14 protein-coding genes and 1 riboswitch are annotated in these 14,062 nt (G+C 45.1%); of the genes, 4 read left to right on the plus strand and 10 right to left on the minus strand.

What is annotated here, in order from left to right:
• Nucleotides 1-17: 17 nt before the first annotated feature.
• Nucleotides 18-3,026, plus strand: coding sequence for an efflux RND transporter permease subunit (locus NZ875_09335; GenBank protein ID MCS7175939.1), 3,009 nt, complete (start codon nucleotides 18-20; stop codon nucleotides 3,024-3,026).
• Here the strand turns inward: NZ875_09335 and NZ875_09340 are convergent.
• From NZ875_09340 to NZ875_09355, 4 genes are read right to left on the minus strand one after another with little or no spacing between them, the layout of a single operon-like run.
• Nucleotides 3,015-3,797, minus strand: coding sequence for an ABC transporter ATP-binding protein (locus tag NZ875_09340; GenBank protein ID MCS7175940.1), 783 nt, complete (start codon nucleotides 3,795-3,797; stop codon nucleotides 3,015-3,017). The genes NZ875_09335 and NZ875_09340 overlap by 12 nt on opposite strands.
• Nucleotides 3,719-4,666: an ABC transporter substrate-binding protein gene (locus NZ875_09345; GenBank protein ID MCS7175941.1), complete on the minus strand. Its 948-nt coding sequence runs from the start codon at nucleotides 4,664-4,666 to the stop codon at nucleotides 3,719-3,721. Before NZ875_09345 ends, NZ875_09340 begins: the two co-directional genes overlap by 79 nt.
• 2 nt (nucleotides 4,667-4,668) lie before the next feature.
• Nucleotides 4,669-5,418 (minus strand): ABC transporter permease, encoded by a 750-nt coding sequence (locus NZ875_09350; GenBank protein MCS7175942.1) that lies wholly within the window; start codon nucleotides 5,416-5,418, stop codon nucleotides 4,669-4,671.
• Complete coding sequence (locus NZ875_09355) at nucleotides 5,393-5,680, minus strand: thiamine-binding protein (GenBank protein MCS7175943.1); 288 nt, start codon at nucleotides 5,678-5,680, stop codon at nucleotides 5,393-5,395. The genes NZ875_09350 and NZ875_09355 overlap by 26 nt, the downstream gene beginning before the upstream one ends.
• Nucleotides 5,681-5,718: 38 nt before the next feature.
• Nucleotides 5,719-5,828, minus strand: a riboswitch (TPP riboswitch).
• A gap of 156 nt (nucleotides 5,829-5,984) precedes the next feature.
• On the opposite strand from NZ875_09355, the gene NZ875_09360 reads away from it, so the two are divergent.
• The 3 genes from NZ875_09360 to NZ875_09370 are packed head-to-tail and all read left to right on the plus strand — an operon-like array spanning nucleotide 5,985 to nucleotide 8,457.
• Nucleotides 5,985-6,515, plus strand: a complete 531-nt coding sequence (locus tag NZ875_09360) for a hypothetical protein (protein MCS7175944.1) — start codon at nucleotides 5,985-5,987, stop codon at nucleotides 6,513-6,515.
• Nucleotides 6,512-7,186: a response regulator transcription factor gene (locus NZ875_09365; protein ID MCS7175945.1), complete on the plus strand. Its 675-nt coding sequence runs from the start codon at nucleotides 6,512-6,514 to the stop codon at nucleotides 7,184-7,186. Before NZ875_09360 ends, NZ875_09365 begins: the two co-directional genes overlap by 4 nt.
• A 2-nt stretch (nucleotides 7,187-7,188) precedes the next feature.
• On the plus strand, nucleotides 7,189-8,457 hold the full coding sequence (locus NZ875_09370) for a HAMP domain-containing histidine kinase (protein ID MCS7175946.1): 1,269 nt from the start codon (nucleotides 7,189-7,191) through the stop codon (nucleotides 8,455-8,457).
• Nucleotide 8,458: 1 nt separating this feature from the next.
• Here NZ875_09370 and larA read toward each other — a convergent pair whose 3' ends face one another.
• The 6 genes from larA to NZ875_09400 form a co-directional block, all read right to left on the minus strand.
• Nucleotides 8,459-9,709 carry a nickel-dependent lactate racemase gene (gene larA, locus NZ875_09375; GenBank protein MCS7175947.1) on the minus strand — a complete coding sequence of 417 codons (1,251 nt, stop codon included), beginning with the start codon at nucleotides 9,707-9,709 and terminating at the stop codon, nucleotides 8,459-8,461.
• Nucleotides 9,710-9,719: 10 nt separating this feature from the next.
• Entirely contained in the window at nucleotides 9,720-10,874 is a 1,155-nt protein-coding gene (locus NZ875_09380) for a UxaA family hydrolase (protein MCS7175948.1), read from the minus strand.
• Nucleotides 10,871-11,173, minus strand: coding sequence for a UxaA family hydrolase (locus tag NZ875_09385; GenBank protein ID MCS7175949.1), 303 nt, complete (start codon nucleotides 11,171-11,173; stop codon nucleotides 10,871-10,873). Before NZ875_09385 ends, NZ875_09380 begins: the two co-directional genes overlap by 4 nt.
• Complete coding sequence (locus NZ875_09390) at nucleotides 11,170-12,501, minus strand: NADP-dependent malic enzyme (protein ID MCS7175950.1); 1,332 nt, start codon at nucleotides 12,499-12,501, stop codon at nucleotides 11,170-11,172. Before NZ875_09390 ends, NZ875_09385 begins: the two co-directional genes overlap by 4 nt.
• Nucleotides 12,502-12,515: 14 nt before the next feature.
• Nucleotides 12,516-12,971, minus strand: a complete 456-nt coding sequence (locus NZ875_09395) for a tripartite tricarboxylate transporter TctB family protein (protein MCS7175951.1) — start codon at nucleotides 12,969-12,971, stop codon at nucleotides 12,516-12,518.
• Nucleotides 12,968-14,062: tripartite tricarboxylate transporter permease (locus NZ875_09400; GenBank protein MCS7175952.1), on the minus strand; the 1,095-nt coding region annotated here is incomplete at its 5' end. The genes NZ875_09395 and NZ875_09400, both read right to left, overlap by 4 nt.

Raw genomic sequence — 14,062 nt, forward strand, 5'->3', positions numbered from 1 at the left:
CGGAGGTGAGACTAAAAATGAACATAGCCAGACAGGCTGCCAAAAGACCTGTAGCAATCTTTATGTTGCTCGTGGCCATCGCGGCTCTCGGTGTCATTGCCCTTCGAAAGCTCCACCTCGATTTGATCCCAAACCTTGAATATCCATATGCGGCCGTGTTTGCCACCTATATGGGTGCGGGAACTGAAGAGGTTGAACAACTCGTGACAGAACCGCTCGAACGCATCATCGCCACGGTTCCCGGTGTGAAGAGTTTTACATCTGTATCACAACCGGGCTTTTGCCTCATCTTGATCGAGTACGAATGGGGAGTGGACGTGCTGGCTGCCTCTTCGAGACTCGAAAGGTATTTGAGTCTCGCTCAGGCGAGCCTCCCAGAGCAGGTCAAGCCTTCCGTCATCGAGTTCGATCCCTCTTTGCTTCCTGTCTTTGTCTTCTCGACAGAACAAGAACCAGAAAGGTTCGTCGACCAACTCAAAAGGCTGCCCGACGTCGCGGGTGTCGAGATTCTGGGTAAGCCAAACAAGCGCGTTCTAGTTCAACTGGATCCAGAGAAGGTGAAACAGTTTCAGATAGATGTTTCGCTCGTTGAAACATTTCTATCTGGCAACGCGATTTATCCTATGGGCCAATTGAAAGATGAACGTGGAAATGTCTATCCCATCACCGTGGATGGACGGTTCAAAGATATAGACGAACTGCGCAACGCGATCGTTGGTTTCAGAGGACTGACTTACCAGTCAGCCATGAGTGGACAGCTTCCCAGACTGCTCGTGCCGGTCAGGCTGGGTCAGATAGCCTCCATACAGATCGTTGAAGAACAAATACACGGTACCGTGAGGGTGAATGGAAAAACCACCAATGTGGTGGCGATCAGAAAAAGATCGGGAGCGAACACGGTCGCAACCGTTGAACAAGTCAAGAAGTTGTTGAAGCAACTCAAAGTCTCTTACGTATCGCTCGTGGATCAATCCCTCTACACACGAAGGGCCATAGACAACTTGCTGAAAAACCTCCTGTTGGGACTCGTTTGCGCGGCTTTGGTAGTGGCACTGTTCGTTCCGGATTTCTTCAGCACGGCGATCGTTTCTCTCAGCATACCAGTTTCGCTGATCGTCGCTGTAGTCTTGATGTATTTCTTCAAGTTGAACTTCGATTTGCTCACGCTCGGTGGGCTCACGATGGCTGTCGGTATGCTCGTCGATAATGCGATCGTGGTCTTTGAGAACATTTTCAGACATAAAAGCGAGGGGGTCAACTATCTCGATGCGGCAGCTATCGGCACGAAGGAAGTCTTCGGAGCGATCTTCGCCTCAACAGCAACGACACTCATCGTTTTTGTACCACTGCTCTTTACGGAAAGTTTCGCTGCAACACTCTTCAAATATTTCGCTGCCACACTTTCACTTGCCCTAGCAGCTTCACTAGGCGTGGCTGGTGTACTCGTACCGGCTGGGTCGAAGTGGGTGATTTCAAAAAAGATAGAACTGTTCGAAAGGTTCAGACTCTCCTACAAAAATCTCCTTGAGAAACTTCTCGATAAAAAGCTCCTCGTTCTGCCGTTGATTTCTCTGCTCATCCTCCTCAGCGCCTTTTTCGTTATGAACAGACCGCGGAGCTTTGTCCCAGAGTTCGAAACGAATACGTTGATGCTCACCGTCAAATGCGATGAACAAGCCGGATATGAAAAGACCTCTCAGATCGTTTCGAATTTGGAAAGATTTCTACTCGAAAGGCAGAAGAAGTACAACATCGAGAACGTTTACTGCGAGATCGGTATAACGAGTCAGTTTTCACAGATAGTCGGAGGAGCGAGTGAAGATAGAGCGAGTTTGTATGTGTGGCTGGGTGGCAAAAAATCAGAGTACGCGACTAACAAACGAGCGTTGATCGCGGAGATAGAAAGATTTCGAATCGATGGAGCCACGATAAAGGTGAGTGACTCAGACTTCATGGCTGAACTGTTTGGTTATCCCCTCACAGTCGTGTTGAGAGGAAAAGATATGCAAACTCTCATGGAAGAAGCTGAAAGACTTCAGAAGGCGTTGGAACAAAAGAACGTGGGTCAACTGACGATCCGTGGCAAAGCAACTTCGGAAACGATGTTGGTCGGTATAGATCGACCGAGAACCGTGTTTTCTGGACTAGTACCTGGACAAATCTTCATGGAGTTGCAGAAACGTACTTTGGGTCAGTCCATCGGAGTTGTACCAACAAAAGAAGGTGTTTTGCCGGTTTATCTAAAAACTGGAGAAATCCAAACGATCGGAGATATTGAAAAAATCACCTTCAATAATGTCAGGGGTCAGGAAGTACCGCTGGAATTTCTGGCGAACATAGAGAAAAAAGAAACCCTCAGTTCCATCTCTCATATGAACGGTGAGCGTGTCGTTTATGTGGACATAACAGGGACGAATCTATCCATTTCTAAACTCACGAGGATCGTAGAAGAAACCATAGAAGAGTTGAACTTGAAGGTCGAGCATGAACTTTCAGGTCAGAAGACATCTATGGACACACTTTTCAGCGAGTTCAGAACGGTGATAATAGTTGCCGCACTTTTAGTTTACATGCTCTTAGCTGCGCAATTCGAATCCTTCGTGGTGCCGTTCATCATATTCACTTCTGTCCCTGTGGCGATCCTCGCGCTCGCATCCACAATGTGGATTTTTAGATACGATCTGAACCTACCTGTCCTCGTTGGAACACTGACACTGGTTGGAACAGTTGTGAACAATGCGATCGTGATGGTGAGCTTCGTTCTACAAAGGGCAAAACAAGGGAGAGATGAACCGTTCAGGAACATAGTGGTGGAATCTGCTTCGCTCAGACTCAGACCGATCCTCATGACGACGCTCACGACCATTTTGGCTCTCGTGCCCGTTGCACTGAGCAAAGCGGAAGGCTCAGAGCTCGAATCACCCATAGCTTGGACGATCATTCTCGGTCTCAGTGTCACTACCATCTTCACACTGTTAGTGGTTCCAATGCTGTTAGAACTTATGTTGAAGCGCTCATACCGTTGAGAAGATCTCCCTGTAGATCTCTGAAACGAGTTTTTGATAGATCTGGTGTGAGAGGGTTTCTATACCTCTTGGTTTTGGCAAAGGTACATAGAAGGTGCTTCTGATCTTTGCAGGTCTTTCCGTGAGCAACAGAATCTTGTCTGCCAAAAACACGGCTTCTTCTACACTGTGTGTCACCAGCAGAACGCTTATTCCTTCCTTCGCCACCAAATGGGAAAACAAAAGTTGCAAACTTCTACGAGTTTGTGCATCCACCGAACTGAAAGGTTCATCCATCAACAAAAGTTCTGCTCCCGTAACTAGAGCGCGCGCCAGCGATACTCTCTGCCTCATGCCTCCAGAAAGTTCGTATATCCAGTTGTACGCCCAGTCATCGAGTTGAACTTTCCGCAAATGTTCCATGGCAGTTTTTCTGGCCATTTCCTTGTCAATACCTTTCAAAAGCAACGGTAATGCCACATTATCTATACAGTTCAGCCATTCAAATAGAGTGTCGCGCTGTGGCATATAACCAAGCTTGCTAGTTCCAATTTCTATCTTTCCAGAAAAAGGGACAAGGTTCAGTATGGCTCTCAACAGTGTGGTCTTGCCACAACCAGAAGGACCGAGCACGGCGAGAAGCTCGCCGCGCTCGAGTTCCAAATCCAAGCCATCCAAAACCAAAAGCTCTTCGTACGATACTCTCAAATCTCTCACTCGGAGGGCAAAAATTCGTTCGTGAATGCTTTTTCTATCTGCAGCTCGCCAACCAATCTGTTCTCTCTCATCCACTCGTAGAACCTCCTCCAAACACGTTCATCTTGCCATCCCCATTTCGGTGAGTCTTCCCAGTACTTGCTGGACAGGAACCTTTGAGATTCAACCACGAGCTTTTCATCTAGTTCTGGGGCATGTTTGAGTAAGATCCTTGCTGATTCCTCTGGATTTTTGATGGCGTAAAGATATCCCTTGCTCACAGCTTTAAGGAATTTTCTAACCAACTCCGGAGACTGCTGGATCAGCCTCTCACTGGTGATGAGCACGGGAGTATAATAATCGAAAACTTCATCTATGTCTTTCAACGCCAGGAACTCAACCTCTAAACCTGCGAGTTTTGCTGCTATAACCTCCCAACCATAGAAGACCCATTGAAAATCGAACACTTTCTGTCTCAATCCAGTCACGAAATCGAGCTGTCCCACTGTCTGCATTTTGATCTTGTTCCAGTTTATACCAAATTTCCTTGCGATGGTCTTCAACATCGCTTCCTCGACTTCGGTACCCCAAGCGCCATAGATTTTTCCTTCCCAATCTTTCGGTGACGAAATTCCAGAACCCTTCAGCCAAGCGAATCCACTGGTGTTGTGTTGAACGATCGCTGCTATCGAAACTATGGGTAAACCCTCGGCTCGAGCAAAAGTGACGAACTCTTGGAAACTGATACCAAACTGCGCGTTGTTCGTTGCAACCATTTGTTCCGCACTCAATTTGGCTGGTTCAACTATTGAAACGTTCAATCCTTCCTCGGCAAAATAACCCTTCTCGAGCGCCACATAAAGACCAGTATGGTTTGTGTTGGGATACCAATCGAGGGCAACGATCACTTGCTGTGCAAAACCGACTGTACAGATCAAGATCAGTACTGGCCAAAGTTTCCTCACATTCAAACACCTCCTTCGATCCTCATTGCCCAAGGAAAGAGTTTTCTTTGAAGCGTATGAAGAGTGTAGAACAAAATCAATGTGAAGACGATGATGATGAAAACGGCCGTGAAGACACGATCCACCCTGAACGAATTCAAAGCTCTTATGATGTAAATGCCTAAACCTGCCTGCGCGCCCATCCATTCAGCTATGACGGCAGCCGTTAAAGAATACGTTACGGCGATCTTCATACCGGCAATCGTGTAAGGTATGGTGTGCGGTAAATAAAGATATCTCAGTTTTTGAAACCACTTTGCACCATGAGCTTTCAGAAATTCAAGCTTTTCTTTATCAACAGTTCTGAAGCCTTCGTAGGTGCTTATCACGATGGGAAAGAAACATAAGAAAGCTACGATACCTATCTTCGTGGTGATTCCAAAGCCGAACCATATGACTATGATCGGCGCAACGACGGTGATGGGTATCGTTTGAGTGAACACGATGATCGGTAATAAAGCCTTAGCAACGCTTCTGATCAAGAACATCAGCGAAGCAACAACAATGCCCAGAACGATGGCGAGTGAATAGCCTGCGAGTGATTCGTACAACGTTACTATCGTATGCTTCAAAAGGATATCTCTATTCCTCAAAAGCTCGAACAAAATTTGAGAAGGCTTGGGTAATAAGTACGTTGGCACTGGAACGAACTGCCAAAAAAGTATCAAAACAGTTATCGAAACGATCTCAACGATACTTCGCAATCTTTTCATCGATGGTTACACCATCCCTGGCACAATCAAAGACCACCTCGAGTACGTATCTTTCACAGAGAGGTGTCATCTCGTTATAGATCCGTTTGATCAGATCGAGCAAGTCTGAAAACTCTCCCTCCACTGTTGTCTCAGAAGGTCCTACGAGATACTTCAAACCACTTTTTGCAATGACAGCAATCGCTTCATCGACGAGCTTGTAGATTTCATCCTTTCCGTTCGTCTTCAAAGGTAAAAATCTGATGGAGCACGATATTCTCATTCCCAACACCTCCCAAAACGAAAACCCGTCGGCGACGGGTTGAGATTTCACACTCTCCCTACGCCGGCATTACCCGGATCAGGTTCGATGGGTCGAGGACTTCCGTCCTCCTCTCAGCCCCGGATTAGGAGCTCCCCAGAGTTCACAGTATTCAGTTTTCAATTTTCATTATATCATGGAAGGAAAGTAGCTCAACTCGATCGATGAAGTTCGTTTTGAGTTAAAATAAACTTGAAACGAAATGCATGTGTGAAGTTCTAATGCTTTTTTAATCGTACGTTTGTTAACATATAACGGTGGTGGCATGAGAAAACCTCTGTTTCTGTGCCTTGTATTCATCTCCATCTCGATGTTTTCACAGACACTTTTAGAAAAAGTGGCCATCAGTTCGCAAATGTATGGCAGTTTGGATCCAAATCAACTGAAACTCACGATACTCGATGCAATAAATCTCACCAACGAGAAAGACGTCATCGCAGCTTATTTGACCAAGATCGAAAAGGATTTCGTCTGGATAGTCGTAACGTTCCGTTATGAATACGTCGTGTCCGTCACAGAACCGAAGATCATCTCAAAGAAACCGCTCGAAACGGCTGTGTTCACATATTCAGTAGGCTTACGCGATGCGATATCACTGACAGTTATGTCCATAGGCAAAAACATATTGTTTGCTCTCTATCAACCTGAGGGTTGGCTCGTTGGGAACGACAAAAACTTGGCCGTAGTCAGCATGAAGACGCCCGCAATTTTGAGGATCGATCAGTCACCTACTCTCTTCAGACAAGTGCAGCAAGAAATATTGAGGAAACAACAAGGTGGGGGCGGGGCTAAATGAGAATACTCGTTGTTGAGGATAATGAAGATCTAGCCAACTCACTCAAGAAAGGTCTTGAAAAAGAGGGATACTTCGTTGAGCTGGCTTTCGATGGTGATATAGGACTCGATATGGCTTTGAGTGAAAGCTACGACTGCATCGTTTTGGATGTGTTACTCCCAGGGATCGATGGTTTCGAATTCGTGCAAACATTGAGAGAGTGCAACGTTCAAACCCCTGTTTTAATGTTAACCGCACTCGATTCTGTAGACGACAAGATATTCGGACTCAGTAGTGGTGCAGATGACTATTTGACCAAACCCTTCGATTTTAGAGAATTGCTTGTACGTATTCAAAGTTTAATAAGACGCAGTCATATCCTACGGGGCGAAGTGTTGACGTTCAAAGAGATGAAGCTCAATTCGCGTACGAGAAAAGTTGTGGTGAAAGATACAGAGCTGAAACTGAGCAGAAGAGAATTCGATCTTTTAGAACTCTTCATGAGGGATCCTAATGTAGTTTTCAGTCGTGAAGAAATCCTAGAAAAAGTTTGGGGAAATGAAAGGGAAACGAGAAGCAACGTCGTTGATGTCTACGTGCTCTATCTAAGAAGCAAACTCAAACCCTTCGGTTACGATAAGTATCTTGAGACTGTGCCTGGTGTCGGATACAGACTCAACACGGAGGAATGAATGTGCCCCCACTGAGGCATGCCATAGAAAGGTATTATCTCTCCATCTTCATCATCTCGCTGATCGTCATGTCCATCTTGCTTGTCTTCATCTTTCACAGTCTTGCTATCAAGAGGATAGATCAGGAAATACTCGTGTTCGCAAACGATTTACTGAGATTTCTAGAAAAACCCGAGAGTCAACCAGTCGCCATATTCGGTAAGAAAAATTACGCTTTCTACGTTACGGAGGAAGGAAAAATCATAGCGAGTTATAACTTACCAGATGATTTCAGGATACCAAAATCGAGCGGTTTTCATACGATAGGCTATTATCGCTATTTTCGACAAAATTTTGGAGAATACCAAGCGGTGGTTGCACGCAGTCTCAAAGATCATTTCACATTACTTGTCTCTCTGTGCTCTGTTTTGACCGTCGTTTTAATACCTTTGATCTTGATCGTGTTGTTCTTTGGACGTAAGTTGACTCGAAAGCTCACTCAACCCATAGAGATGATCGGAGAACAAATGCAACTCGTCTCGAAAGGTGTACTTGAAAGAATAAGTATAGAGCCAACAAGTCAAGAAGCGGAAATTCTTCAAAAGCAACTCAACGATGCTATAGACCGTTTGAACAAAGTGATGGAAGAGCTCAGAGATTTCGCCACAACGATCTCACACCAACTCAGAAACCCTTTAGCGAGCGCTAAAACCAGGCTTGAGGTTCTTTTGAGAGAAGAGTTGACTGGCAATGTTCGGTTTGAAATAGAGAGAGTGAAACACAACATAGATAGGATGGTAGAGATCACATCCCAACTTTTACTCATAGCGAGAGTACAGCACACCACGCCAAAAAATTTTCAAGAGGAGGACTTGTCGAGTTTAATTCTAGAAAGTTTGGATCAAATAGCAGCGAAATACAGTGAAAGAGAAATCATTTTCAATGAACTGAAGCAGATAAAAATAAAATGTGTAGGTCCGTTACTGATACAAGCTTTCGCCAACCTTCTAGACAACGCGTGCAAGTATTCAAACTCACAGAAACCCATTTTGCTGAATGTCGAAGAGCATAAAGATTCAGTGATAGTGGAAGTATGCAATCATGGAGAGCCTGTACCGGAGCAGGATCGTGATAAAATTTTCCTCAAATTCTACAGATCGAGTAACGTGACGACCGAAGGTTTGGGTCTAGGTCTGGCTGTTGTGAAAGCAATAGCAGACCTGCACAAAGCACAGGTTTATTATAAGTACGAAACTGGTTTGAACAAATTCGGTATTATTTTGCCCAAATAGCTCATCTCAAAACTGGCAGCGTCGAGTTTGCAAACGGCATGATCAAAATGTCCGCCGATTTTCCATACCTTTGTAAAGCACTGTCCAAAGCTTTTTGCACGTCATCGAACGGTGTCATGAAAATATCTTCGACAACATCTTTTTTCATCGTTGAACATAGAAAAATGCTGGCCTTTTTGAGCACCTTGCAGAAACCGACCGCTTTGTGACCACCGAGCACGAAGTTCGATTTTATCCACTCCAGTGGTTCATCTGGACTATTTGCCTTCCTCATCCATTCTTCGAACGTTTTTTCACCGAAACCTTCCTTGCACTCAGCCACGAGGATGATAGTACCTCCATCTTTCACCGCGTGGAAGGCATTGTCCAAACCTTTTTGAGCTTGATATAGGTTTATGTCTTTTGGAAAGCCACCGCAAGAAGCAATCACGATGTCGTACTTTTTCTCGATAGAAACTTTGTACATTTGGTCTATATATTTCACACCCTCTCTGTGTGCGAACACTGGATGACCTGCAACAGCTTTCACAATCTGCTTTTTACTGTTCAGAACAACATTCACTATGAATCGAACGTTGGCCATGGTTCCAGCCTCTTCTATGTCCAATCTCACCGGATTCGTGTCTATGTTTCCTGCCACGGCTTGATCTGAGAGCATCAGAGAGTGATTCTTCTCAATGGACATCTTTGAGCACACTCCAGGAAGGAGCGCTTTGTGCCCTCCGCTGTAACCCACGAACCAGTGGAGTTCAAGATTACCCGTAGCGATTATGAGATCGGATTCAACAACGGATTTGAATACCTCTACAGGTGTACCTCTGCTCGTCTCACCGATGCGCACACAATCATTCACGTCATGGTTCAAGCATGGGTATCTCTTGAAAATTTCTTCGCCGATGGCTTTCTTCATCTCTTCTTCTGTCATTTTTCTGTGAAAACCCAAACCAAAAACAATACGTATCTGTTCGGGTTTCACACCAGCTCTGTTGAGTTCTTCTAAAATTGGTGGAACGATTATGTGAGATGGACTGGGACGTGTTAAATCACTCACCAATATTGCTACCCTTTTTGGTTTCATTTGCTGAACAATCTCGGTGATCGTGAAGCTTTGAATAGGTTCGTTCAGAGCTTTGCGAATTTCTTCTAACGGATCTGGAACGGCAGGAAGTTCGGCTCGGGGTGAAAGTATCTCAACATGGTCTGGTACTTCTAGATCTAGCTGCTTTTCTCCATATTTGAGAGGATATTTCATCTCAGTCACCTCACAAAGTTGGCTGTGTCAGATAGATGCCAAATTCATGGTGTTTCAACATTTCGCTCTTTGTCAGTTTGCCGTTGAGAATTTCGATCAGTTTCATGAACAATCTCTCGCCAGCTTGTTGAATTGTAGAGCGACCCTCTAAAACATCACTCACATCGACGTCTATGTTGTCACTCATTCGACGATACGTGCTCGCATTCGCAGTGACTTTTATGACCGGTGCTATAGAACAACCTGTGGGTGTACCTCGGCCAGTGGTGAATATCACAACTTGAGCACCACCTGCAACCATACCAGTCACAGATTCAACGTCGTGACCTGGACTATCCATGAAATAGAGACCACCGGATGGGATCGGTTCTGCATACTCGAGTACCCCTTTTATTGGACGCGTTCCAGCCTTGTAGATTGCTCCGAGGGACTTTTCTTCCAAGGTCGTTAAACCGCCACGGATATTACCAGGTGTGGGATTGACCCCGCGGATATCTTCACCACCAGCTAACGCACTTTTTTCACACCTATCAACCAGTTCGAGCAGTTTTTTGGCAACATCATCGTTCACGGCCCTCTTCGCTAACAAATGCTCCGCACCAATGATCTCCGTCGTTTCAGAAAAAACAACGGTGGCGCCAGCGTCAACGAGCTTATCAGCCACATAACCAACGACGGGGTTCGCAGCTATGCCTGACGTGGTGTCTGATCCACCACACTCGATGGCGACAGTCACCGTGGAAAGATCTGCTTCCACTTGGTTGATATCGATCTTTTCCATCATTTGTTGAAGGAGGCGCACACCTTTCTCAACAGTTCGCAATGTACCTCCCTCTTCTTGGATGATCAAACATTCCACAGGCTTTCCACTCGCTCTAACTGATTCAAATATCTTCTGTGTCGGTACAGTCTCACAACCTAAGCCTATGAACAACACACCGACAACATTGGGATTGAGTGCCATACCTTTCAGAACATTGACGACCTTTCTTTCGTCATCCTTCATATGATTACAACCATGTTGGTTGTGAAGATGAACAACGTTTGCAAAATTGCTTGCGATCTCCTCAGCTGCCCTCGTAGCACAGATCACCGTCGGCACAATCAAAAAATGATTACGAAAGCCTATTCTTCCATCTGGCCTGAGAAAACCCCTCAGTCTCACGATCGATGCCTCCTCACCCCGCGTTGCCCAACGACATTGTGAACGTGGACGTATTGGCCTTTTTTTATGTTCTCGGTTGCTATTCCGATCGTTTCTCCATACTTGATGACTTGCTCTCCTTTAGGAATATCCATCAAGGCAAACTTGTGACCAAAAGGAACATCCTCTAGAAGTTCAATATGAATCTTCTCTTCTCCAAGGATGACGATCACCGTTTGACCTTTCGATAAATTCTTTATAGCTGTGGCCACATTGTCATTTTTCGTGAAAGCGATGGCATCCACCTTAGAACACCTCACGGAAGTTTTATTAAATTAGTTTTGACTAAAGCTTTTTCCATCTCTCTGCCCATCTTTATTCTTTCTCTGATCTTTTTAAGGAGTTCCTCATCCGTCATACGATTTCTTGCAATTCCCTGCTCCATTGCTTTCTTCGCTACTGCAAAAGCCTCTTCAATGTAAACTTCCTCCTCTTCCATCGTTGGCACTATGTACTCTTCATGTATACCTTTTCTATAAGCAAAATCCGCTATAGCTTGTGCAGCTGCAATACACATTTCGTCTGTGACTTTCGTTGCACGCACATCGAGTACTCCTCTGAAGATGGCTGGGAAACCGAGCGAATTGTTCACCTGATTGGGAAAGTCACTCCTTCCCGTGGCGATTATCCTGGCTCCAGCTTCTTTAGCTTCCCACGGCCATATCTCTGGAACAGGGTTCGCACCAGCAAAAACTATGGCATCCTTGTTCATTCGCTTCACCCATTCAGGCTTGATCACACCTGGCCCACTCTTCGAATAGGCAATGCACACATCTGCTCCCCTCAAAGCTTCCTCTATACCGCCTTCAATATTTTCAGCGTTAGTTTTCAACCACATGCGCTTCGTGATATCGTCGAGCTGCTCCGCTCGTTCACGCGTTATGATGCCCCTCGAGTCCACAACTATCACGTTTCCAAGATCGACATTCATTTTTTCGAGCAATCTTGCAAAGGCGTAGTTTGCGCTACCCGCACCAATGAGCGCTATTCTCACTTCATCTATTCTTTTGCCAACTATCCTCAACGCGTTTATGAGTCCAGCCAACGTTATAGTTGCTGTGCCCTGTTGATCGTCGTGAAAGACGGGAATGGAAAGCTCTTCTTGAAGTCTTTCGAGCAGAACGAAGCATTTTGGTTTTTCAACATCTTCAAGGTTTATTCCGGATATACTGGGTGATAACCATTTGCAGAACTGTACTATTTCCTCGATCTTTTTCGTTCCAACACACAGTGGTAGTGCATCAACACCACCTAGATACTTGAAAAGTAAAGCTTTTCCTTCCATCACTGGAAGCCCAGCCTCAGGCCCTATGTCCCCAAGACCAAGAATCCTGGTCCCGTCTGTGACTATGGCAATGGTGTTTTCTTTGTTTGTGTATTCATAAACTTTCATGGGATCTTTCACGATCTCTTGGCAAACCCTTGCTACGCCCGGTGTGTACCAGATAGCAAAATCATCGTACGACCTTACTGGAACTTTGGGAGCCGTTTGTATCTTTCCTTTGTAGAAAGGATGCATTTTCAAAGCATCTTCCGAAGGCTTTTGGGCTTTTTTCAAAAGCTTTTCAACATCCCTCTGTTGATCCATTGTTTACACCTCCATCAGAAGAGTAAACCTGTTGGGAACGGGACTAAGAGAAGCTTTCCAAGAGCGAACCAGAATATCAGTACGATCGCGCAAAGCACGACTGATAAAAGAACGAATTCTTTCAATTTCAAACTCTTTCCGGCAAGAATAGCAAATATCCCAACACCAAAGACCATGCTTCCAACCAAAAAACCAAGAAATCTGTCCATCACGTAGATCCAAAGAAAACTCAGAACCACAACGATCAAAATATAAGAGAGATCCTTCAGTGAAATTGGTTTAGCATCACTAAGAGAGCGTTTCTTACGTACTATGAATGCTTTTATCAAAAGTATCGTAGTTAAAATCAACAAAAGTCCGAGCACGAACTGTGGGAAAATGGCAGAGTAATAGTTGTAATTCCTCGTCTCGCGCATGAAGATAAGAAAAAGAACGAGGAAGATGCCTGATACCACAATGTCGCTCATCATTGTCGGACACCACCCGGATTGTCAACAACGCGTTTTCTCCTTATCAAAGGCCATACCAAGAAGAAAGCTGAAAGTATGATGAAAACCCAGCTCAAAGGTCTTGTCACAAAGATCATCCAAGGCTGTGGCAATTTTCTTCCTATCAAAAGTCCTTGGACAAGTCCGGTCTCGATTATGGGACCGAGTATCAAACCTAAGGTTATTGGACCAGCTTCGAAACCGAGTTTCCTCAACACAAAGCCTAGCACGCCCAATATCAACATCATATACACATCGGATATGTTGTTACTCACGCAGTAAGAACCAACCATAGTTAGAAAGATCACTACTGGCGCAAGTAAACTCAAAGGTATCTTTGTGATGATCTTCGTCATACCTTTTCCAAATGCCAAACCGATTGGTACCATCACAAACGTTGCCATGATGACACCCGCTATGAATGTGTAAACCACGTCGGCTTTTCTCGTGAACAGTTCCGCACCAGGTCTTAGACCTTGTATCAAGAGTGCTCCGTAGAGGATAGCATCGACTGGAGTACCAGGTACTCCGAGCGTCATTAAAGGAACGAATCCCCCTCCCACCACGGCATTGTTGGATGTTTCTGTTGCGATGACGCCCTCAGGTATACCAGTGCCAAATTTTTCGGGATGTTTCGAGGCTCTCACAGCTTCGCTGTAAGCCACTAGATTGGCTATGTTTCCACCAGCACCCGGGAGTACACCTATGATGAAACCGATCACTGAAGCCCTCAGGAGATCAACTTGCTTTTTCATAACGTTGATGAAAGTTTTGACAAATAGACCCTTTTCTACCTTTGCTTCTTGGTACAAATGCTTTTGCGATCTATTGAGGATCATTTCTATCACTTCAGGGATACAAAACAGGCCGACCAGCGCTGGTATGAGTCCAACACCGCTGATCAACTCCGGTACATTGAAGGTGAACCGTACGTTACCTCCCACGGGTGCCACACCGATGGTACTCAATATGACTCCTATGAATCCACCTATAAAACCTTTCAACACATTGCCACGGGACAGAGATGATATAACAGTCAAACCAAATATTCCGAGCCAGAAATATTCTGGCGG

Origin of the sequence: Pseudothermotoga sp. (assembly GCA_025060105.1) — a bacterium.
Classification (GTDB): domain Bacteria; phylum Thermotogota; class Thermotogae; order Thermotogales; family DSM-5069; genus Pseudothermotoga_A.